The sequence below is a fragment of the Paenibacillus yonginensis genome (genome assembly GCF_001685395.1).
Lineage (GTDB): Bacteria > Bacillota > Bacilli > Paenibacillales > Paenibacillaceae > Fontibacillus > Fontibacillus yonginensis.
In genome coordinates, this window is the sequence record NZ_CP014167.1 from 3,829,868 (window position 1) to 3,850,167 (window position 20,300).

A 20,300-nucleotide genomic window follows, 5' to 3' on the forward strand; every position below is an offset into this window, starting at 1 on the left:
AGTACGGGCATTTCTTAATATTTCATTTCCGGATACAGCGGGAACCGGTCGGTCAGCGCTGTCACGCGTGCTTTAGCTTTCTCAAGTGCAGCAGCGTCCTTCGGCGCTTTAAGGGCAGCCGCGATGATTTGGCCGATTTCGACCATCGCTTCTTCGTCCATGCCGCGGGAGGTAGCCGCAGGCGTACCGATCCGGATGCCGCTGGTGACAAACGGGCTGGTCGGATCAAACGGAATCGCGTTTTTGTTAACGGTAATACCGATAGAATCCAGCACATGCTCGGCCTCTTTGCCGGTGATGTTCAGGTTGCGGGTGTCAATCAGCATCAGGTGGTTGTCCGTACCGCCGGATACCAGGTTCAAACCTTCTTCAAGCAGCGTTTCGGCCAGCTTTTTCGCATTCTTCACAACGTTCTCGGCATAGGTTTTGAAAGAAGGCTCGAGAGCTTCGCCCAAAGCAACCGCTTTGGAGGCGATGACGTGCATCAGAGGACCGCCTTGAATGCCCGGGAAGATCGCTTTGTCGATCGCCTGCGCCCAAGGCTTCTTGCACAGAATCATGCCGCCGCGCGGACCGCGGAGCGTCTTGTGTGTCGTTGTCGTAACAAAATGCGCATGCGGTACAGGATTGGGATGAAGGCCCGCGGCCACAAGACCGGCAATATGCGCCATATCCACCATAAACAGAGCGCCGACATCATTTGCGATGGAGGCGAAAGCTTCAAAATCAATCGTGCGCGGATAAGCGCTGGCGCCGGCCACGATCAGGCGGGGACGATGTTTGAATGCCGCTTTGCGCACTTCTTCATAATCAATCGTAAACGTATCTTCCTGTACGCCGTAAGCGACGAAGTTGTACAGCAAACCGGAGGCGTTAACCGGGCTGCCGTGCGTCAAGTGGCCCCCATGGGCCAGGTTCATGCCGAGCACGGTATCTCCAGGTTTCAGGGCTGCCAGGTAGACAGCCAGGTTGGCCTGTGCGCCGGAATGCGGCTGCACGTTGGCATGCTCGGCACCAAACAGCTCTTTGGCACGGTCGCGGGCCAAATCCTCGACGATGTCCACATGTTCGCAGCCGCCGTAGTATCTTTTGCCCGGATAACCTTCTGCGTATTTGTTCGTCAGAACTGAGCCCATAGCTTCCATAACCGCTTCGCTGACAATGTTCTCGGACGCGATCAGCTCAATGTTGTTGCGCTGGCGCTTCAGTTCCAGATTCATCGCTTCCATAACCGCCGGATCTTGCTTTCTCAAATACTCCATCATGCCAAAAATCCTCCCTGTATATAAAATTGAATAACTTCCTGGTTCGGTGAATCCCAAAAATATCTTATCGTCAGACGGGGATTAATCGCAGAGCTCCCCGCCCTCCGTCTGCGGCAGCCGGTAAACCGCCCGCTCCCCGCCGATCAGCTTCGGACGGGTCATCGCCGCGTTAACTCTCGCTTGTCCGACATACCGCCGGGACAACCGGAGCGGAACCGCTACCCGGCGGAGATGCATGCCTATCAGCGTCTCGCCGATATCGAGCCCGGCATGGGCTTCAATACTTTCGGCCAAACAAGGCTCGGCAAACCGCAGATAAGCTTCAGCGGCCATCGATCCTCCTGCCGTCCGCACTGGGACCGCGCTTACTTCCGTCAAATTTAATCGTTCCAATACAGCACGTTCCATCACCAGCGCCCGGTTCAAATGCTCGCAGCACTGGAAAACCAGCTCAAAGCCGTACTTCGCGCGGATTTGTTCAAACCCCCGGTAAAGCTCGGCAGCAATTTGCTGGGCGCCGGCGGTTCCGATGCGCTGACCGGCAATTTCGCTTGTGCTGGTGCCGATCACGACGATTTTTCCCGGCCCAAGATTAGCCGTTTCGGCAAGCTCCTTCAAAACCTCGGCGGCCTGACCAGCCAATTGATCCAGCTGAAAGGTTGGTTCCACGATGATCCCCCCTAGAATTCCGGCGGATTCCGCCGTTCATGGCTCCTGAGACAAAAGACAAGCCATACTTGAACCCATTATATAATGAGAGCAGACCAACTTCCATGCGAGAGGCCGGATTCCGCTTCCCGCGCGCCAAATTTCTCCGAAGTCCCGCCCGGTCAGCAATTGACCGCCGGTAAAAATGCAAAAAAGAGCAAAACGCACACTCGTGCGTCATGCTCTTGCCCAGGCGACCGGCCGTATATTCCGATGCTCCACCGTGGTTTCATCCACATCGTCGCCAGTTACACCGGAACTGATCTTGTTGCCTTTAGCATATAGCATACCGGTCAGAATTGCAACTTGGAAAAATTCAAATTTAAACGTTTAACAAGCTTTTAACAGCGCCGGTTACCCTTCCTGCTCCCGCTCCTTCAAAAGTTTGTGCAGCAGCTTCTCCAAAGCTTCCCGGATTTCAGCCGCCGTCTTCTCATAATCCTCCCGGCTTCCGCCAAAAGGGTCCGAAATATCATACACAGGGATACGCTGCTGCAGCTCGGTAATTCTCCGGGAGTCCTCTTCCGTCAGCCTGCCGCCTAAAGCGGCCTGCAAGGCTCGTTCAGCGAGCAGTCCGTCCAGCTCCTGCAGTTCTCCTTCCGCATTCTCCCGTTCATCTACATACTCTTTCAGCACATAGGTTTTAGAGGCTGCATCCGGAAAAGCGTACAGCAGCTGCCTTTTATGACCCTGCGTCAGCGTCAGGATCATGTCGGCCCAGTTCACCAGCTCTTCGCTTACAGCGGTTGAAGTCAGACGATCCGTAATTTGATGATCTCTGAGTACGGCTTCCGCATGTCTGGAAATGGACATCCCGGGGATCGCCGCCACGCCCGCAGATTTGACCTCTGCCGACAGACCCGCCTCAAGCGCCATTTGTCTGAACATGCCTTCCGCCATCGGACTGCGGCAAGTGTTGCCCGTGCAAACAAACAGGATGCGCATATGTTCTCCCCCCATTTTCCATCTTAGTTGAATGATCTAAATAAAGCCTCTAGGCTTAACTACCGTGGTTGAACCTTATTGTATCAAAAGATAAACATCAGACCAAACGCCAGCAGAATCGCTCCGCCCAGCGCCTCTCCATAATCGCCGAGATTGCGCCCTACCCGGCTTCCCAGCCAAAGCCCCACGACGGACATCAGTCCGCCGAAGAAGCCGAAGGTCAACACCGTCAGCAGCAGGCTGCTGCGGAACATGCCAAGCGATACGCCTACCGAAAATGAATCCACGCTGACGCTGAGCGCAAACAAAACAACACCCCAGAGGCGGGTATGATCAATCGGTCTGGCCCCCTCCTCGCGAAACGACGCCCAAACCATATGAGCGCCAAGCAGAACAAGCAAACCGCCGGAAACGTAACGGGCAATCGCCCCGAGCAGGTGTCCCACATAAAGGCCGGTAAACATTCCGAGCAGCGGCATCAAAATATGAAAAATCGCAATCAAGCCGCTGATCCGGGCTATATCGAAGCGCCGTACGCCTTTCATGCCAATGCCTACGCTGAGCGAAAAGGCATCCATGCCAAGCGCTACGGACATCACTGTTATCGTTACGAGCTGCCCAAACTGGGTAGTAGCATAATCCATGCGTGTGCGCCTCCAAGTCTACATTAGGTTGTGTTGTACAACCATATGCGGACAAGGCGGCAATCATGCCTTGCGAAGGTAGGACTAGAAGATCCTCGGGAAGACAGCTGCCTAAATAAAATCTAAAACAAATCGATTTGCTCCGGAGGCAGCTCGGAGGCCTGCTGGCCCAGCAGCTCCATCATCGTCCGGCCGTTAGGCGCTGCGTCTCCGCCCGAGTTGTTGTTAAAGATCATGCAGATGTCCTTCACGCCTTGAGCGGATAAAACCTCCAGCTTCCCCGCCCACTCGGCCAACTCTTCCCGGCTGTAATGGTACAAATAGCGGACTTCCCGCCAATTCGGCGCTCCGCTTTGATTCCAGGCCGATGTATTTCGTCCGTGCATGCGCACGATAGCAAGCTCGGGATCAGTGGACTCAAGCACCGTCGGCACGGAACCTTCTCCGGCCTGCGGTTCGTCGCAGATAATATGGATCCATCCCTCTTCCCGCATGAAATCCAGCGTACGCTCTTTATACTCGCCAAGGAACCAGCTGCGGTGCCGGAATTCAAGGGCGACCGGCAGCTCTCCCATCCGCTTCCGGACGGCGCGCAGCTGCCGGACATGGTCCGGGCTGCAGTCAAACCAGGGCGGGAACTGAAACAGGATAGCCCTCAGCTTGCCTGATTTCACCACCGGGCTAATCGACTTCAAATAAGCATCATACATCTCGCCCGCGTCGTTAAAGGGGATGTTCCCCCGGGAATGGCCGGTCATCCCCTGATAAGCCTTAAGAATAAAAGCAAAGGAAGGCGGCGTCTGCTCCACCCATTTCTGATAAGTGGCTTCAGCCAATACGGCATAGAAGGAGCTGTCGACCTCCACCACCGGAAAATGACGGGCATAAACCGTCAGCTTCTGGCTGGCCGGCGTCCGGGGAGGATACAACACATCATGATCCCCCCAGCCCCCGAGTCCAATTCGGATCATGGCGTTCCCTCCTTTATACGTATATAACCTCATGGCCCGCCGCTTTAAGCAGGCGGTTCATGACGGCGGCGCCGAGCCCTTCCTCAGGGCAGGCCTCGGCCATCATGAAGCCGACGCCCTCCTCGTCGAAGCGGCGCAGCGCAGCGTACAGCCGGTGCGCCGCTTCGGCCAGCTCGGCAAGGCTGCCGAGCGACTGTACCGCGTCAGCCCGGTACAGCTGCAGGTGCTCGTCAAACGCGAGCACCCCGGTCCGTTCGCCGCGCGCGGCGGCAGCATCCAGCTCCGCCTGGATGCGGGCCGCAACCTGGGGCGCGGCGCCCTTGACCACGCACAACCGTCCCTTCGGGGCGTAGTGCGTGTACTTCATGCCCGGCGAGCGCGGCTGCGCCGGGACATGGGCGACCCCGCCGCCTTGCAGGGCGGGGTCCAGCGAGACGCATGCCGCCACGGCGGCGAGCGCTTCGGCCGTGATCCCGCCTGGGCGGAGCACGGTCACTTCGCCGCCTGCGCCGCATTCGACCACCGTTGACTCCAGGCCCACCCCCGTGGGCCCGCCGTCAACGATGCCGTCGATGGCGCCGGCGAGATCCTCGCCCACGTGGCTTGCCAGCGTGGGGCTCGGCCGGCCTGACCGGTTGGCGCTCGGCGCCGCCACCGGGCAGCCCGCTGCGGCGATGAGCCGCAGCGCAATGTCGTGGGCGGGCATGCGCACGCCCACGGTGAACAAGCCCGCCGTCACCTTCGGGCTGACGGCGCCTTCGCGCACGGGCAGCACTATCGTGAGCGGCCCGGGCCAAAAGGCCGCCATCAGCTTTCTGGCGGCCTCCGGCACGTCCGACACCAGCTCCGCAAGCTGGCTTTCATCGGCAATATGCACGATGAGCGGATTGTCGGACGGACGTCCCTTGGCGGCAAAAATCCGTTCCACCGCTTCCGTGGAACGCGCATCCGCGCCAAGGCCATAGACCGTCTCCGTCGGGAACGCCACCGTCCCTCCGGCAGCGAGAACGGCTGCGGCTTCTTCAATTGCCGCCTCCGCTTCCCGTCTGTCCTGCTGTTGCCCGCCTTTTACCGGCTCCAGCAGGCTGCTGACCTCCCAATACCGCGTAGAAGTACTTTCGCTGCTGTTTCCTCTGCCTGTATTCGACTCCACCTTCGGCATGGAAGAACGACAATCCTCCACACCTTCCGGTTGATTCCCTTTTTTAGGTTGAAATTCGTTTGTCATCAGTCCGTCAACTCATTCTTTCTTTATATGATAGACCGCAAATCGGCCTGTGAATAGCAATCAATCTCTATTGTAGTCCGAATCGCAATATCCGTAAATCCGAGCCAAAAAGGGCTGCCCGATAAGGCAGCCGCTCTAGTATTCGAATAAGTGCATTTTTTGTTACCGTCACCAGCTGAATCCACCATCGTTTAGGCAAAAATACTAGTCACCCAGCCCCAGAACTCCTGCAGCATATCCCAAATGAAGAAATGCACCTCCGGCGCCTCAGCCTGGCCTGCCTCCTGCCCCGTTTGTCCGTTAGCCGCATCGTGATTGGGCTCGCTGTCTCCGCTCTTGGCCGCAGCCGCCGAAGCCGTCTTCGTATCTGCTGTGCTTTTCGCCAGAGCATCGCCGCTTCCCCCGTCAATAAAGCAAAGGGGCGGGAACAGCACGCACCACCAGTTCTGACCTTGTCCGGAGCCCAGCGTGATGCGCAGCGCTTCATAATTGCCGGCCGGATAAACCTCGCCTCCGTACATTTTGGCTGGGAAAGGAACAACGCCCAGCTCAACCTTATAGCCGTAGCTTTCCCCGTTAGCCTTCAGGGTAACTGCCACCTGACGCTCTACCTCCGGCAGATGCTCCCGGATCACCGTGCGGGCCTGCTCCAGGCTTTGCGGATTATCCAGCGTCTGCACCCATCCGTTCATCTGTTCCACTACCGCATCGCGGACCTTCCGTTTGACCAGCTGATCGGTAGGGCTATCCGAGTCCGCCAGAATCCGCAGCCGGATCGATTCCTGGGGGATTTCGGTCTGCACAGCCGCAGCATCGGTCTTCTGATTGTCCCACGACATCAGCAGAATCATCAAACTGAAAATCAGAAGCACCGCCGTTTTCGAGTTATTTCCTTTACTGCCCCGTTTCATCCCGTTCCCCATTTGAAATCGTCCTCCTCGCTGATCTCTTTCTATCAGCCAGTATGCCCGCAATTCCAAATCTATAAACCTATTAAATATGATTCAAAACAAAAGGTTGTGTTAAAAGCCTAGGGAGATCACATTTTAAAAGAGGAGGGTACTTTTATGAGGAACTACGGAAAATTTGGACTAATGATCGTAGTCTCGACCTTCATTATGTACGGGCTTATGTATTTGAATGTTTTTAAGCTCGATCATATTTTCTTCAGTGAAACCCGGGTGTACATGGCCCTTATCATGGGAGCCTCTATGACGATTGTCATGCTGCTTTTTATGTGGAAAATGTATACCAGCCGGAAGTTGAATGCAGTCATCCTTGGCGTAAGCGTTGTTGTATTTGGCGTATCCTTATGGCTGGTACGCAGTCAGTCAACGGTAGAAGATGTGACCTGGATGAAAGCTATGATCCCCCATCACTCCATAGCCATTTTAACCAGCGAACGGGCTCACTTGTCTGACCCAAGGGTTCAAGAGCTTGCCAACAGCATCAGCGAGTCCCAAACTCAGGAAATCAGCGAAATGAAAGATTTGATTAAAGAACTCCAAAACAAATAAAGCAGGATTAATTAGTGTAATCTGGAAGGAATATCCTCGTTATGCCCGCCCTCAAGCTCTGAAAAAAGGGTAGGCGCCTGGCCAGCCGGAGCGGAGAGATTCAGCTGGGGGAAGTTTTGCTTCAGGAGCCTTTCCAGATCTCCCATCGTTACCGACTTGGCTTCGGGCACAAGTTCATAACCAAACAAACCGTTATGTTCAATCGTTCCGAATTTGACAGATTCAATCCGAAAATGCCCGTAGTCCGCATGCGTTTCTCAAGATCGTCTACTTTAATCCGGAGCTTTTTTAAATGGGACTGAACCAGCCGGCCGTTCTGAATAACTACAACCGAGCCGCCCTTTAACACCTTTTCGCCTCCGTTCCATTTCAAGGTGATCCATTCGACCAGCACCAGTATGCCTAACAAAATGGCTCCGGAAACCAAGGCATTGCCTAATTTCCCAGAGACCCCCGAGCCCAAAACAGTTCCCACCATCAACAGAATCGCCACCTGTGGAATCGTCATCTGGGAAATGGATTTCCGTCCGCTTAATCGGAATAATAACAGAGCAATCAAAGCCAAAAGTAGCGATCTCCAAATTAGGTTAAAATCCAATTGTCTCTCCTCCTGACGCATGTGCGGTAGTAAAAATCAAACCTGAAGCGACAAATCCGATCCCACTTGGTTTTTCAGCAGTTTCTCAGTTTCCTCCCAAAGCTTTTTTTGCATGAAAGGGTCGTCAGCCAAAGATACAGGCACCAATTCGGTTCCGGTTTTTACGTTATAGTACCCTCCCGAGTGGCCTTTATATTCAGCGGCTGTTGCCAAACGCACAATAATTTCCGCACCATACCGCGGATCCCCTAAACGCAGAAATTTTAAAATTTTCTCAAGCAATGCGGCAAAACGAAGTTCTCTCCCCAGACCTGTGACATTAAATCCCGGATTCAAAGCAAAAGCTTCGATGCCCGTTCCCGCCCATCGGCGGGCCAGCTCTTTGGTAAACATGATGTTATACAATTTGGTTTTTCCATAAATGGCAGAGGACCCTCTCGCTGAAAATGGAGTGGTATCCGTCAAATCGCCGGGGAGCTTAAACTTTCCATAATTTCTTGATGCCTCCGATGCCACATTAATAACTCTTGCTTGTCCGGATGCCTGAAGGGAAGATTTTAGCTGCTGCGTCAGGCACCACGGAGCAAAATAATTCACTGCAATCATTTCAGGATAACCTTCAGCAGTGATCCGCTGTTCAAAAGCATGAAGCCCAGCATTATTGATTAGAATATTAATTACCGGATGATCCTTAGAAATTTCCTCTCCCATTCGTTGAACCTCTTTCAGAACCGAAAGATTACCATAATAAACTTTCACCTCTGCCTCCGGAGAAACTTCTCTGATCCTGCGAAGGGTTGCCTCCGCTCTCTCCTCACTTCTCGCTGTCAAGACAAGCTGAATCCCCTGTTTGGCAAGTTCTATAGCGGCCAATTCCCCAATTCCGCTGGTTGCTCCTGTGATCACTGCTATTTTTTTAGTTCTTTTTCCCATTTCAACGCCGCCTCTCCCTTATTGTTTTGACTTTCCTGCTCCTCGATTTTATATTTGATATATATCAACAATGTAGCCAATATACAATTTTGTTTGATATATGTCAAATAATTTTCAATTCCAATCCAGAATGGAGCTGTTTTACTATGAACCCAACCAATAATCGTTCATCATCCAGGCTGAAGCTGGAGTTAGAGCTGGGAGAACAGCTTAATATCCTGATCAGCGCTGCTCACGCACTGAATGTAAAGTCCGCAGCACGTTTCGATCCCGAGCTTCAGCCTGCGGCTTTCCTTCTGGTCCGCTGGCTGCTTTCCCACGGTCCTGCAAGCGCAACGGCACTTGCAGAGGCAACAGCCATGGATCGAAGCTCCGTCACAAGACTGATCAATCCATTAAAAGAACGGGGTTACGTGTACAGCGAACCCGATCCGAACGACCGTCGCGGAGTCCGCTTATCCTTAACGGACTCTGGAAGAAAACAGGCTGAAGAAGCACTGAAACTTAAAGAAACCGTCTTTTACGGCAGCATTGCGAAATGGGAGGACAACAAGCTGGAGCAATTTATTACGTTGCTTGACCAATTTAACAGTCCTTAAGGCTCTCCTCAAAGGGCCGAATGCACAACAAAAAGCCGCTTATCCCTTAAGGCAAGCGGCTTTTCTATGCTTTTCAACGTTCCTTCTTCTCAGGAACCCTGCTTTTGGACAAGAGGATCTTCTTTCTCCCGCCCGTGCAGCCGGACGCTCATGACAACGCCCAAGCTGGCCATGTTGATGAGGAGCGACGTGCCCCCGAAACTGATAAAAGGCAGCGTAATCCCGGTCAGCGGCATAATGCCGATGAACATGCCGATGTTCTCAAAGATTTGGTAGAGCAGCATGGCCACGACGCCCACAATGAGATACGGCCCGCTCCTCTCCCTTGCCTCAAGCGAGATCAGAATCATGCGGTGAATCAGGATGAAGTAGAGCAGCAGCAGTACCGAACATCCGACAAACCCGAACTCTTCAGCCACCACCACAAAAATAGAGTCGGAATACGTGTAAGGCACCCGGCTGCTCTGCACAAAATCGCCCTGCATATACCCTTTGCCGAACATGCCTCCCGAAGCTATGGCGATCTTCGCATTACGGGTATGGTAGGAGGCGTCTTTGCTCGCCTCGTCCGGCATCAGCCAAGGGTCGATCCGGTCAAGCCAGTGCGCTTTGCTTGTGCCTGCCAAAGAAGCTTCAATTTGGTCGTGGAAAGAAATATAAGATTTGATGCCGACAACCACAGCTACTGCAAACACAACGATGATAATCAGCGCATGCGAATACTTCAGATTGCCAATCCACAGCAGACCCAGCAGAATAACCAGGTAGCTTAGCCCGTTGCCGATGTCATTCTGGGCCATAACCAGGCCAAACGGGACCAGGGTCACCAGGGTGAGAGGTACAACATTTTTCCAAAAAGAGAGCTTGGCTTTATGTTTCCTCACCAGCAGCGCCGTAAGCGTAATAATCAGCACCAGCTTGAACAGCTCCGCCGGCTGCAGACTCAGCCCGCCCGGAACTTTAAGCCAGCCTTGGGCCCCGTTCACGCTGCTTCCGATAAACAGAACCAGCAGCAGCAGCGCCAGGCCCAAACCCAAAATGTACATATAATATTTGACCAGCAGCTTGTAATCAAGCAGCGCAATTCCGAAAAAAGCGATAAAGCCGGGGATATAATAAAGCGCCATTCTTTTATCGGCACCCTTAAAATCCTTCCAGCCCGCAATCCCGCTGTGGATCAAGATGATGCTGAGCACCATCAAGAGCCCGAGAATGACTACTATTACCCAGTCCATCTTTTTTAATTTGTTGATGATTATCAACCCGGATCCCCCCAGAGTCCTTTTAGCCTGAACTCTGTCTTATCGCAAAGTTCTTAGTGACTGACATACTGACATATGAACTACGTTCAAACTCCCCTTAATGTTACACTATCCCTGCCCGTCAGAACAAATCTTATTCGCTCTCAGCAATTCCGATTACATGGCGTTCAATGCCCGCATAATCCCGGATGGTTTCGATCCTTGTCCAGTGTCCGGCCTGGCGAAGCAGCCCGGCAACATCTCCGGCCTGGCCCATCCCCAGCTCAAATCCGATCAATCGGGGCGGGGCCGCAAGCAAAACCAACTGCCGCATCATGATCCGGTACGGGTCAAGGCCGTCTTCCCCGCCATCCAGTGCAGACCGGGGCTCAAAGTCCTTGACTTCCGGCTGCAAGCCTTCAATAACCGCCGCCGGGATATAAGGCGGATTGGAGACGAGAATATCCAGCTTCATGCCCTGGAAAGGCTCCAGCAGATTGCCTTCGCGAAAAGCAATCTCAAGGCCTAATTCGGCTGCATTGCTTTTGGCCGTCTCCAGGGCAGCCGGGGAGATATCACTGGCCATTACACGCCACTCCGGCCGAAGCTGCTTCAGAGCTGCGGCGATAGCTCCGCTGCCCGTACCAATGTCAGCCGCCAGCGGCTGAGGATAACTCGGGATGGCCGCACCCGCCGCCGCAGCTGAATCTCTTGCTGCACAAGGTTTCGCTTCCGCAGCCAGCGCTGTCCCTCCGCCTGCGGAAGGGCCAGCGCTGCCCCGTCTCTCCTGCGGCCAAAGCTCGCTGCCGAGCTGGACGATGCGCTCCACCAGCAGCTCCGTTTCCGGCCGGGGGATCAGCACGGCGGGGTTCACCTTAAACGTTAACCCGTAAAATTCCTGTTCGCCCGTAATATATTGGGCAGGTTCTCCCTCGGCTTTGCGGGTGATCGCCTGCTCCCACTGCACCTTCCGGTCTTCCGGAAAAGGTTCTCTCTGCGAGGCCAGCAGGGAGGCCGGCGATAAGCCCAGCACATGGCCCAGCAGCAGCCTGGCATTGGCATCCGGCTCGCTGATGCCGGCCGCCGTCAAAAAAGAAGAAGCCTCCTGAAGGGCTTCTCTGATATGGATCGCTGAAGACATGACAAACCTGTCTCTGTTCAAAGCGTTATTCTCCTTTTTCCAGCAATTCGGACTGCTCGGCAATGGTCAAGGCGGAAAGAATTTCTTCGATCTCCCCGTTCATAACCTGATCCAGCTTGTGCAGCGTAAGACCGATGCGGTGATCGGTTACGCGGCTTTGCGGGAAGTTGTAGGTCCGGATGCGTTCACTGCGGTCACCGGTGCCGACTTTGCTTTTGCGTTCTCCGGCGTATTTTGCTTCTTCTTCCTGACGCATCATATCGTAAATCCGGGTGCGCAGCACCTGCAGCGCTTTCTCCTTGTTGGAGTTCTGCGACTTGCCGTCCTGGCACGTAGCGACGATTCCGGTAGGAATGTGAGTCACCCGTACTGCGGATTTGGTTGTATTGACCGACTGTCCGCCTGCTCCGCTGGAGCAGAATGTATCGACGCGGATGTCTTTATCGTTGATCTCGATATCGACTTCTTCCGCTTCCGGCATGACCGCCACCGTTGAAGTCGAGGTATGAATCCGTCCGCCAGACTCTGTGGCCGGAATCCGCTGCACGCGGTGAGCGCCGCTTTCGTATTTCATTTTGCTGTAAGCGCCGCGCCCGTTAATCATAAAGATAACCTCTTTGAAACCGCCGAGGTCGCTTTCATTCACGTCCATCAGCTCTACGCGCCAGCCTTGGGCATCTGCATAACGGGTATACATGCGGTAGAGGTCGGCAGCAAACAAAGCTGCTTCGTCTCCGCCGGCAGCGCCGCGAATTTCGACGATCACGTTCTTGTCGTCATTCGGGTCTTTAGGCAGCAGCAAAACACGAATCTGCTCTTCGAGCTCCGTCTTGCGGGCAGTCAAATTGTCGATTTCGCCTTTGACCATTTCTTTCATCTCATCGTCAAGCTTCTCGTTCTGCATCTCTTTGGCAGCTTCGAGTTCTTCAACAACTTGCTTGTATTCATTATAAGCTTCGTAAGTGGGCTGCAAATCGGATTGTTCTTTGGAATAATCTCGCAGCTTCTTCGGATCGCTTGCCACATCCGGATCGCAAAGCAGCTCACTCAGCTTCTCGTAACGGTCGATCAGGGCTTCAAGTTTATCCAGCAAAGGAGTTCACCTCTCATAAGGTCATGAAATATAGACATAATATATATTTATTCTCGAAATTTCGGGTTGGTAAACGACTTTTTATTATATCATGAAGCTTTAAATTTGAACAGATAGGGTTTCTTGATTTTTGTTTCCAGAACTTTTAGACTGAAATCAGAACCGTTTCATTGGTGTTTAACTATTACGATTTCAACGGAAGGTGAAGCACAATGTCCAATCCAGATAGCAGCAAGGCCGACGGACGGCCAAAAATCGCCGTCGTAACCGGTGCAAGCGGAGGGATGGGACTCGCCACAGCCAGGCTGCTCGCCTCTGAGCACGGCATGAAGGTATACCTGCTGGCCCGGAGCCTGGAGCGGGGAACCGCAGCCCTGGAGAATATCAAACGCTGCAGCAAACGGGATGATCCGGAGCTGATCCTGTGTGATCTCGGCTCCATGGAGCAAGTCCGGCGGGCCGCTGAAGAAATCAGGTCCCGCTGTGGACATATCGACGTCCTGGTGAACAATGCCGGTGTCCTAACCCTGAAGAGGGAAGAAACCGAAGATGGATTTGAACGCCAGCTGGGCGTTAACCATCTTGGACATTTTGTTCTAACCCGGGAGCTGCTCCCCTTGCTCGCGGAAAGCCCTCAAGGACGGATTGTCATCGTCTCTTCGGCCGTTCACAAGATCGGCAGAATGAATTACAATGATCCGCACATGAAGCGGCATTATACGGCATGGGGCGCTTATGGCCGATCCAAGCTGGCTAATTTGTGGTTTATGAAGGAACTCAATGACCGGCTCAAGGACAGCCGGGTGACGGTCAATGCCGTCCATCCCGGGGCAGTATCGACACAGATCGGCGTCAATCGCAGCACCGGCTTCGGAGCCTTTGTACACCGGATGCTGAAGCCTTTTTTCCTGACGCCCGAGCAGGGCGTGGACACGGCTGTTTATTTGGCCTCCTCCCCGGAGGTCGCCGAAATGTCCGGCCTTTATTTCTACAAGCGCAAACCGGCAAAAATATCGGCGAAGGCTTCTTCTCCTGAATTGGCCCACCGCTTCTGGGAGTGGAGCGAAGAGGTAACCGGATACCGGGATACACCAAAGCCAAAATCCGTTGAGGCAACAATTCCGACAGGTCCTTTGGGCATAAACTCTTTTCGCTAGGTCCTTTCGCCATTTCACAATATAACTATAAATACGTTTTTGTCTAAGCGCCGTCCGCAGGAGTACGGCGCTTATTCTCTGTCTGCTCATGCAGGACCTCGATCAGCTCGCGAAACATGGCAAGATCCTGGGGGCCCGCATGCTCGCGGTACTGCTCGAACAAAGCGGCACAGCGAATGATGCCGGCATTATTCCTGGCAGCAATTCCCCACGCCAGGCTCCGCAGCAGATGAGCCATAGCCGGGGCAAACCGCTGCTTTTTTAACTCGTACACCGCCAGTTCACCAAAGAAATGCACGCCCCACTCGCGGGCAAACGGGCTGCTCACGAACTTCGGAGAATCCGCCAGGTGTCGCTGCAGCCCGGACAAGACTCCTCCATCAGCAGCTGGTATTTCGCCAAGCGGAGCGGCGATCCCGTCGATGATCGGCTGGCAGCGCTCCAGAATAACGTCCAGGTCATAGCCGTGTTCGTTAGCGGCCTGAACCATCCGGAAGACTGCTCCAGGCTTGTCTGCCCCCTCGGACAGCAGATTCCGGTCAGCATAAGCCTGCAGCGCTTCCGGTTCTCCGGCCAGCATCCGGCAGGCAAGGGTTTCGGCCTCCACCCAATCCTCGAACGGCTTCAAGCTTCCCTGCATCCCCCCGGCAGACGCCTGTACTCTGCTTGTGTCCCTGCATAAGGAAAGGTAATGAAGCGCCCGGTCATATTCTCCACGTTTCTCAAATACGATTGCCCGCAGCCGGTAACTGTGCAGGATATAACTCAGCTGGGGCCTGAACGGGTCCCCCTGGTCAAATCCGGCCGGTTGGGCAAGCTGTTCGGGCGCCTTTTTTCCCCTCTTATGCAACAAAGGAGATTCGGCTGACGTTTTTCGTTCAAGCTCTTCCGCCAGCTGCTCTACTCTCTCCCATTTACGCAAAAAGGCATACGTATCCGCCAGATCCAGCAGCGCTTCCACCTGATCGGCTTCGTCCAGCCGCTCCAGAAAACCTTCGAATCTCGTGGCCGATCTTAAAAGCGTATCTTTATCCTCCAGGCTGAACCTGGCGATTTGAAACAGCCGGTATTCACATAAAGCCAGTCGTTCCGAGTGCTGATATTTCTCGCTTTCCGCCACGTTCTGATAAAGAATGGAAGCCGCCTCCATGCGCCCTTCGCCAAGAAACTGCTCCGCGAGCTCAAACAGCAGCGGACCGTAGGACGGATTCTCCAGCATGCTCCGAACGACAAGCACCATTCCTTCTGTTTTGCCAAGCTCGGCAGAGCGGCGGAGGAAAGGGGAATATCGCCGCCAATCCGGCGCCGTCTCCATACATGCTTTGCCATACTGGTCGTAGAAATAACCTTCCGGCAGCCCCATTGCTGCCGTAATCCGGTCCATCTGGCCAACGGACAAAAACCGGTGACCTTTTAAAATATTGCTGACCGTGCCGGAATTAAGTCCGGACCGTTCAGCAAACTGGGTGATCGACAATTGATGTGTCTTGAGGTAATGTTCGATTGCCGTTTGAATGGTTCTGTCTGCCAATCTTGCTCCCCCAGTTCTTCCAGTCTTGTTCCTTGTCCTCTTTCGAGACAAGTTTATTTTATGATCGTGATCGATTTGTCGAGATTATGGATAGCTTCATAGTATTCAGATTTCCAGCAGTGGTCAAGGAATTGTGGCCGGTTTGCCTTCATTCCATTACAAAAAAGCCCCGTCAGGGAACCCCGCGGGACTTTGAAGATGCGACGGACGCCAGCCGACCGGTTTACCTCCGACCCTGCTCTGCCAAGCTCGCTTGAATGAGTTGTTTTATACGTTAAACCGGAAATGCATGACGTCTCCGTCCTGCACGACATAATCTTTGCCTTCGAGACGAAGCTGGCCGCGCTCTTTGGCGGCGTTCATCGAACCCGCAGCAATCAAATCCTCATAAGAGACAACCTCCGCACGGATAAAGCCGCGCTCGAAATCGCTGTGAATCACGCCTGCTGCGCCAGGAGCTTTGGTCCCTTTGCGGATGGTCCAGGCACGAACCTCCTGCACGCCGGCCGTAAAATAGGTATACAAGCCAAGCAGGCTGTAAGCCGCTTTGATCAAACGGTTCAAACCGGATTCCTCCAGGCCCAGCTCTTCCAGGAACATCGCTTTGTCTTCGCCTTCAAGCTCGGCAATTTCCGCTTCCACTTTGGCGCTGATCGGCACCACAGCCGCATTCTCGGCCGCTGCAAATTCGCGGACCTGCTGGACATACGGATTGGTATCAGCATCAGCTACGCCGTCTTCGCTGACATTCGCCGCATACAGCACCGGCTTCATCGTCAGCAGATGAAGATCGCGGATCAGCAGCTTCTCTTCATCGGACAGCTCCACGCTGCGCGCAGCCTGATCGTTGTACAGCGCTTCTTTCAGACGCTCCAGCACTTCCACTTCCTGCGCGTATTGCTTGTTGCCGCCTTTCATGTTCTTCTTGGCGCGGTCGATCCGTTTGTCCACGCTCTCCAGATCGGCCAGAATCAGCTCCAGGTTGATCGTCTGAATGTCGCTGACCGGGTTCACTTTGCCGTCAACATGCGTAATGTTCTCGTCTTCAAAGCAGCGCACCACGTGAACAATCGCATCCACTTCGCGGATATGCGCGAGGAATTTGTTGCCCAGACCTTCGCCTTTGCTCGCTCCGCGCACCAGACCCGCAATATCCACAAATTCGAACGCTGTTGGCACGGTCTTATTCGGTACTACCAGCTCCGTCAATTTGTCCAGACGTTCATCCGGAACCTCTACGACCCCCACGTTGGGATCAATCGTACAAAACGGATAGTTGGCGGATTCCGCACCCGCTTGTGTAATCGCGTTAAACAGTGTGGACTTACCCACGTTCGGCAGACCCACGATTCCTGCTTTCAAAGCCATTTATATGACAACTCCTCATAATACGTAAAATGGATTTCATTCTTCTTTATCTCATTCTTCTTTAGACCTAATGTCAAAACCTACTATCAAACAATCCTACTTATTATATATTAGATCAAATACGGGGGCAAGGCTTGAAGAACCCTTGTTTCTGCCTGGCACAAACAACCGGGAACCGCCTGCCCCTGCGGTGCGGTCTCTTCCTTCTCCACGCTCATGGCAGAGGCAGGCGGACAAGCCGCTGCGTCTCCCGCAGCTCGCGGATCGTGCCCGCGCCGATGCCAAACATCGCCACCCGCAGCTCCAGCTCGGTGAGGGCGAGCTGCTCGTCCACCGACGCCTCCGACGTCACCGCCGGAGCGAGCAGCGCCCGCCCGAAGCCGGCCAGATCGGCGCCGAGCGCAATAGCTTTGGCCGCGTCCAGCCCGCTGGCCAGGCCGCCGCTGGCAATAAGCGCCGCCTCCGGCAGCCGTCCGCGCACATCGCGGACGCATTCGGCGGTCGGATTGCCCCAGCCGGCGAAGGTGTCCGCGGCCATGCGGCGGAGCCTATCTGCGCTGCGGTATTTTTCCACCTGACTCCAGGAGGTGCCCCCCGCGCCCGCCACATCAATAAAAGCTGCCCCCGCCGAATAGAGGCGCTGCGCTGTCTCGCCGTCGATGCCCCAGCCAACCTCTTTGACGCCGACCGGAACCTCCAGCTCCCGGCACAGCTGCTCAATCCGTTTCAGCAGACCGCCGAAGGCCGTGTTCCCTTCCGGCTGGAACACCTCCTGCAGGCTGTTCAAATGCAGCACCAGCATGTCCGCTTCGGCGATCTCCACAGCCCGGCGCACGTCAGCCGTGCCGAAACCGTAGTTAAGCTGCACCGCTCCCAAATTCGCAATGACGGGAATCGTCGGCGCAAACCGGCGGACAGCGAAGGTAGATGCCAATTCAGCACGTTCTACCGCAGCCCGTACCGACCCCACGCCCATCGCCCAGCCTCGGTGTTCGGCCGCTTCGGCCAGCCGCTCGTTAATCGAGCCGCCCACCGCGCTGCCTCCTGTCATCGAGCTGATCAGCAGCGGAGCCCGCAGCTTATGGCCGAGAAATTCCGTGTCCAGGGAAATCGCATCAAAGTCCAGCTCCGGCAGGGCGTTGTGCTGGAAGCGGTAACGCTCCAGCCCCGTTGTAATCCCGGCACCTTCCACGTCTTCCTCCAGAACAATCCGGATATGCTCCGTCTTCCGTCCGGAGGTATCCGTCAGGGCTGCAGAAGAGGACGAAAGCAGCGCTTCAAGTTTTCCCGCGGCTGTATGAGCAGCCTTTTGCCTGTCTGAACCTCTCTGCGCCTCCTCCGTCCGGATTTCCTTCTTTCCTTCCCGCAGGACCTCCGACCGAATTTCCCCGCCTATATCCTGCCGCCCTTGCTGCCGTCTCCGGCCTCTGTAAACATTCCCGTGCCTCTGCCGCTGCTTCACTTCGATTTCTTCCTTTCTTCCTTCAAACGTTCATCGTCCACTTGCCGAACCGAACCAGCCGTTCAGAACCAGCTTTGGGCCGCCATAGGGTAAACAGTAATCATTTTTGATGCCGAATGCAAGAGGGGCCGCGCATCCTGCCTGCCTCGATCGAACGATCCGTCCAGGAGCCCTTGCTTCAAAAATGACGGTTCAAGGTATATAAATGGCACAGAAACCACAAGCTTACCCTCAAGGAGGAGAAGGACATGAACAGCCGCAAAGAACCGAAGCCCGGAGCTCATAGGCCGGGCCGGCCGCTTGAAACCGCCGCCCACCGGCGCAGGCGCCTTACCGCGCTGTCCCTCGCCGGATTGGCCGTCCTCCTGGTGCTGTGGGTGGCAGGCGTCATGATTTATCAGACCCACAAACCGCTGGCCCATGGCGTATCTTATGAAAGCCCCGAATACACCGTATCCGGCGTTCGGTTCTTATATGATCTGACTTACCCGGACGGGGACGGCGGAATTCTTCAGGAACGGAATATCGTGGACCGAATGTACGAAATGGTTGGAGAAGCCAGGCAGTATATCGTCCTGGACATGTTCCTTTTTAATGATTATGTACATAAAGGCGCTGTTTTTCCGGATGTGAGCGGGGAATTGGCGCGTAAGCTTATTGACCAGAAAAAGAAATATCCCATGCTTCAGGCGCTTGTCATAACCGATGAAATCAACACCAACTACGGTTCTGCGCCGAATAAGTTATTTGAACAGCTCAAGCAGGCCGGCATCCGCGTCGCCATTACGGACTTGAACCCGCTTCGCGACCCGACACCCGCTTATTCAGCCGTGTGGCGGACCTTCCTCCAGTGGTTCGGTCAGAGCGGCAGCGGGTGGATTCCGAACCTGATGGCCTCGGACGGTCCCGACATTACCTTGCGTTCTTATTTGAAGCTGCTGAACGTGAAAGCCAATCACCGGAAAGTGCTCGTCACGGAGAACAGCGCGCTGATCTCCTCCGGGAACGTCCATAACGCCAGCGCTTATCATTCGAATATTGCTTTCGAGGTGAAGTCGGAGCCCCTGGCCGCAGACATTCTGCAGACCGAGCAGGATGTGCTGCGCTTCTCGGGCGGGGGAAGGCTTCCCGGGCTGGGCGACGAAAGCTCCGCCACTCCACCGGCATCCGCGTCGGCATCCGCGTTGGCATCCGTACCCTCATCCCTATCGGCACCGGCTCCAAGCATGCCGCCAACGCCGCAAGCAGCCGCTCCGGCGAACGGAGACGAAGTACACATCCGGTACGTGACCGAAGGAAAAATTAACAGCCGCGTCCTGGAGACAATCGGCCAGCTCAAGCAAGGCGATACGCTGTGGATGGGCATGTTCTATCTGGGCGATCCCAAAGTGATCAAAGCCGTGCTGAACGCCTCCAAGCGGGGAGCGGCGGTCAAGCTGCTGCTTGACCCCAATGAAAATGCCTTCGGCCGCGACAAGGCGGGCATACCGAACCGTCCGGCCGCGGAGAAGCTGTTCCAGCGTTCAGGAGGACGGATCGAAATCCGCTGGTACAACACTACCCGGGAGCAATATCACACCAAGCTGGTCTATGCCGCCAAAGCTTCGGGTGAAAGCCTCCTGATCGGAGGATCGGCTAACCTGACGCCGCGCAATCTCAGGGACTATAACCTGGAGAATGCACTCAGGATCAAAGCTCCGCGAAGCAGCGAGGTCGTGAGCGAAGTCGGCCGGTATTTCCACCGGCTTTGGAGCAATGAAGGGGCCTCCTACTCGCTTGATTACGAGGCCTACCGGCAGAAAAGCGTGTGGTTTAAGGAGATCGTTTTTAACCTGCAGAACTGGCTTGGCTTCACGACTTATTGAGGTGTTACAGCCGAATCCGTCGCCTTTGGGAGCG

19 protein-coding genes and 1 riboswitch are annotated in these 20,300 nt (G+C 54.8%); of the genes, 4 read left to right on the forward strand and 15 right to left on the reverse strand.

Annotation, left to right across the window (positions count from 1 at the left end):
* Window positions 1-14 precede the first annotated feature (14 nt).
* The 7 genes from AWM70_RS17440 to spoIIR all read right to left on the reverse strand — a co-directional run bounded on the left by AWM70_RS17440 (window position 15) and on the right by spoIIR (window position 6,684).
* Window positions 15-1,265 carry a serine hydroxymethyltransferase gene (locus tag AWM70_RS17440; RefSeq protein WP_068698529.1) on the reverse strand — a complete coding sequence of 417 codons (1,251 nt, stop codon included), beginning with the start codon at window positions 1,263-1,265 and terminating at the stop codon, window positions 15-17.
* An 81-nt stretch (window positions 1,266-1,346) separates the two neighbouring features.
* On the reverse strand, window positions 1,347-1,940 hold the full coding sequence (locus tag AWM70_RS17445; RefSeq protein WP_418303221.1) for a TIGR01440 family protein: 594 nt from the start codon (window positions 1,938-1,940) through the stop codon (window positions 1,347-1,349).
* Window positions 1,941-2,153: 213 nt separating this feature from the next.
* Window positions 2,154-2,235: riboswitch (ZMP/ZTP riboswitch) on the reverse strand.
* Between the two features lie 92 nt (window positions 2,236-2,327).
* Complete coding sequence (locus AWM70_RS17450; protein WP_068698533.1) at window positions 2,328-2,918, reverse strand: low molecular weight protein arginine phosphatase; 591 nt, start codon at window positions 2,916-2,918, stop codon at window positions 2,328-2,330.
* A gap of 83 nt (window positions 2,919-3,001) precedes the next feature.
* Entirely contained in the window at window positions 3,002-3,562 is a 561-nt protein-coding gene (locus AWM70_RS17455) for a manganese efflux pump MntP (protein WP_068698534.1), read from the reverse strand.
* A 122-nt stretch (window positions 3,563-3,684) separates the two neighbouring features.
* Window positions 3,685-4,533, reverse strand: coding sequence for a DUF72 domain-containing protein (locus tag AWM70_RS17460; protein ID WP_068698536.1), 849 nt, complete (start codon window positions 4,531-4,533; stop codon window positions 3,685-3,687).
* Window positions 4,534-4,546: 13 nt separating this feature from the next.
* The gene (locus AWM70_RS17465; RefSeq protein WP_237167745.1) at window positions 4,547-5,761 is read right to left on the reverse strand and encodes an L-threonylcarbamoyladenylate synthase; all 1,215 of its coding nucleotides are present in this window, start codon (window positions 5,759-5,761) and stop codon (window positions 4,547-4,549) included.
* Window positions 5,762-5,952: 191 nt separating this feature from the next.
* Window positions 5,953-6,684, reverse strand: coding sequence for a stage II sporulation protein R (spoIIR, locus tag AWM70_RS17470; RefSeq protein ID WP_237167746.1), 732 nt, complete (start codon window positions 6,682-6,684; stop codon window positions 5,953-5,955).
* A 144-nt stretch (window positions 6,685-6,828) separates the two neighbouring features.
* On the opposite strand from spoIIR, the gene AWM70_RS17475 reads away from it, so the two are divergent.
* A complete protein-coding gene (locus tag AWM70_RS17475; RefSeq protein WP_068698540.1) occupies window positions 6,829-7,278 on the forward strand; it encodes a DUF305 domain-containing protein in 450 nt (149 codons plus the stop codon).
* Between the two features lie 148 nt (window positions 7,279-7,426).
* Here the strand turns inward: AWM70_RS17475 and AWM70_RS17480 are convergent, their stop codons facing one another.
* Together AWM70_RS17480 and AWM70_RS17485 are read right to left on the reverse strand one after the other, a co-directional pair.
* Window positions 7,427-7,843, reverse strand: coding sequence for a DUF421 domain-containing protein (locus tag AWM70_RS17480; RefSeq protein WP_169823466.1), 417 nt, complete (start codon window positions 7,841-7,843; stop codon window positions 7,427-7,429).
* A 69-nt stretch (window positions 7,844-7,912) separates the two neighbouring features.
* Window positions 7,913-8,809 carry an SDR family NAD(P)-dependent oxidoreductase gene (locus AWM70_RS17485; RefSeq protein WP_068698542.1) on the reverse strand — a complete coding sequence of 299 codons (897 nt, stop codon included), beginning with the start codon at window positions 8,807-8,809 and terminating at the stop codon, window positions 7,913-7,915.
* 146 nt (window positions 8,810-8,955) lie between these two features.
* Here AWM70_RS17485 and AWM70_RS17490 point away from each other — a divergent pair, with 146 nt between their 5' ends.
* Window positions 8,956-9,408, forward strand: coding sequence for a MarR family winged helix-turn-helix transcriptional regulator (locus tag AWM70_RS17490; protein WP_068698544.1), 453 nt, complete (start codon window positions 8,956-8,958; stop codon window positions 9,406-9,408).
* Window positions 9,409-9,497: 89 nt separating this feature from the next.
* Here AWM70_RS17490 and AWM70_RS17495 read toward each other — a convergent pair whose 3' ends face one another.
* The 3 genes from AWM70_RS17495 to prfA form a co-directional block, all read right to left on the reverse strand.
* Window positions 9,498-10,664 carry an FtsW/RodA/SpoVE family cell cycle protein gene (locus tag AWM70_RS17495; protein ID WP_068700798.1) on the reverse strand — a complete coding sequence of 389 codons (1,167 nt, stop codon included), beginning with the start codon at window positions 10,662-10,664 and terminating at the stop codon, window positions 9,498-9,500.
* A 139-nt stretch (window positions 10,665-10,803) separates the two neighbouring features.
* On the reverse strand, window positions 10,804-11,811 hold the full coding sequence (locus tag AWM70_RS17500) for a N5-glutamine methyltransferase family protein (RefSeq protein ID WP_068698546.1): 1,008 nt from the start codon (window positions 11,809-11,811) through the stop codon (window positions 10,804-10,806).
* 4 nt (window positions 11,812-11,815) lie between these two features.
* Complete coding sequence (prfA, locus tag AWM70_RS17505; RefSeq protein ID WP_068698548.1) at window positions 11,816-12,883, reverse strand: peptide chain release factor 1; 1,068 nt, start codon at window positions 12,881-12,883, stop codon at window positions 11,816-11,818.
* Window positions 12,884-13,095: 212 nt separating this feature from the next.
* Between prfA and AWM70_RS17510 the strand changes: the two genes are divergently transcribed.
* Window positions 13,096-14,040 carry an SDR family oxidoreductase gene (locus AWM70_RS17510; RefSeq protein WP_068698549.1) on the forward strand — a complete coding sequence of 315 codons (945 nt, stop codon included), beginning with the start codon at window positions 13,096-13,098 and terminating at the stop codon, window positions 14,038-14,040.
* Between the two features lie 43 nt (window positions 14,041-14,083).
* On the opposite strand, the gene AWM70_RS17515 is transcribed toward AWM70_RS17510, so the two are convergent.
* The 3 genes from AWM70_RS17515 to fni all read right to left on the reverse strand — a co-directional run bounded on the left by AWM70_RS17515 (window position 14,084) and on the right by fni (window position 18,212).
* Window positions 14,084-15,571, reverse strand: coding sequence for a helix-turn-helix domain-containing protein (locus AWM70_RS17515; protein WP_068698550.1), 1,488 nt, complete (start codon window positions 15,569-15,571; stop codon window positions 14,084-14,086).
* Between the two features lie 267 nt (window positions 15,572-15,838).
* Complete coding sequence (ychF, locus tag AWM70_RS17520) at window positions 15,839-16,939, reverse strand: redox-regulated ATPase YchF (protein ID WP_068698553.1); 1,101 nt, start codon at window positions 16,937-16,939, stop codon at window positions 15,839-15,841.
* 214 nt (window positions 16,940-17,153) lie between these two features.
* A complete protein-coding gene (gene fni / locus AWM70_RS17525) occupies window positions 17,154-18,212 on the reverse strand; it encodes a type 2 isopentenyl-diphosphate Delta-isomerase (protein ID WP_418303222.1) in 1,059 nt (352 codons plus the stop codon).
* A gap of 437 nt (window positions 18,213-18,649) precedes the next feature.
* Between fni and AWM70_RS17530 the strand changes: the two genes are divergently transcribed.
* On the forward strand, window positions 18,650-20,266 hold the full coding sequence (locus AWM70_RS17530; protein ID WP_068698555.1) for a phospholipase D family protein: 1,617 nt from the start codon (window positions 18,650-18,652) through the stop codon (window positions 20,264-20,266).
* The last annotated feature ends 34 nt before the right edge of the window (window positions 20,267-20,300 follow it).

Coding starts and splice junctions, on each gene's coding strand:
- AWM70_RS17440 (WP_068698529.1), bottom strand. CDS start 1,265: ATGATGGAGTATTTGAGAAAGCAAGATCCGGCGGTTATGGAAGCGATG.
- AWM70_RS17450 (WP_068698533.1), bottom strand. CDS start 2,918: ATGCGCATCCTGTTTGTTTGCACGGGCAACACTTGCCGCAGTCCGATG.
- AWM70_RS17455 (WP_068698534.1), bottom strand. CDS start 3,562: ATGGATTATGCTACTACCCAGTTTGGGCAGCTCGTAACGATAACAGTG.
- AWM70_RS17460 (WP_068698536.1), bottom strand. CDS start 4,533: ATGATCCGAATTGGACTCGGGGGCTGGGGGGATCATGATGTGTTGTAT.
- AWM70_RS17465 (WP_237167745.1), bottom strand. CDS start 5,761: ATGACAAACGAATTTCAACCTAAAAAAGGGAATCAACCGGAAGGTGTG.
- spoIIR (WP_237167746.1), bottom strand. CDS start 6,684: ATGGGGAACGGGATGAAACGGGGCAGTAAAGGAAATAACTCGAAAACG.
- AWM70_RS17475 (WP_068698540.1), top strand. CDS start 6,829: ATGAGGAACTACGGAAAATTTGGACTAATGATCGTAGTCTCGACCTTC.
- AWM70_RS17485 (WP_068698542.1), bottom strand. CDS start 8,809: ATGGGAAAAAGAACTAAAAAAATAGCAGTGATCACAGGAGCAACCAGC.
- AWM70_RS17490 (WP_068698544.1), top strand. CDS start 8,956: ATGAACCCAACCAATAATCGTTCATCATCCAGGCTGAAGCTGGAGTTA.
- AWM70_RS17510 (WP_068698549.1), top strand. CDS start 13,096: ATGTCCAATCCAGATAGCAGCAAGGCCGACGGACGGCCAAAAATCGCC.
- ychF (WP_068698553.1), bottom strand. CDS start 16,939: ATGGCTTTGAAAGCAGGAATCGTGGGTCTGCCGAACGTGGGTAAGTCC.
- AWM70_RS17530 (WP_068698555.1), top strand. CDS start 18,650: ATGAACAGCCGCAAAGAACCGAAGCCCGGAGCTCATAGGCCGGGCCGG.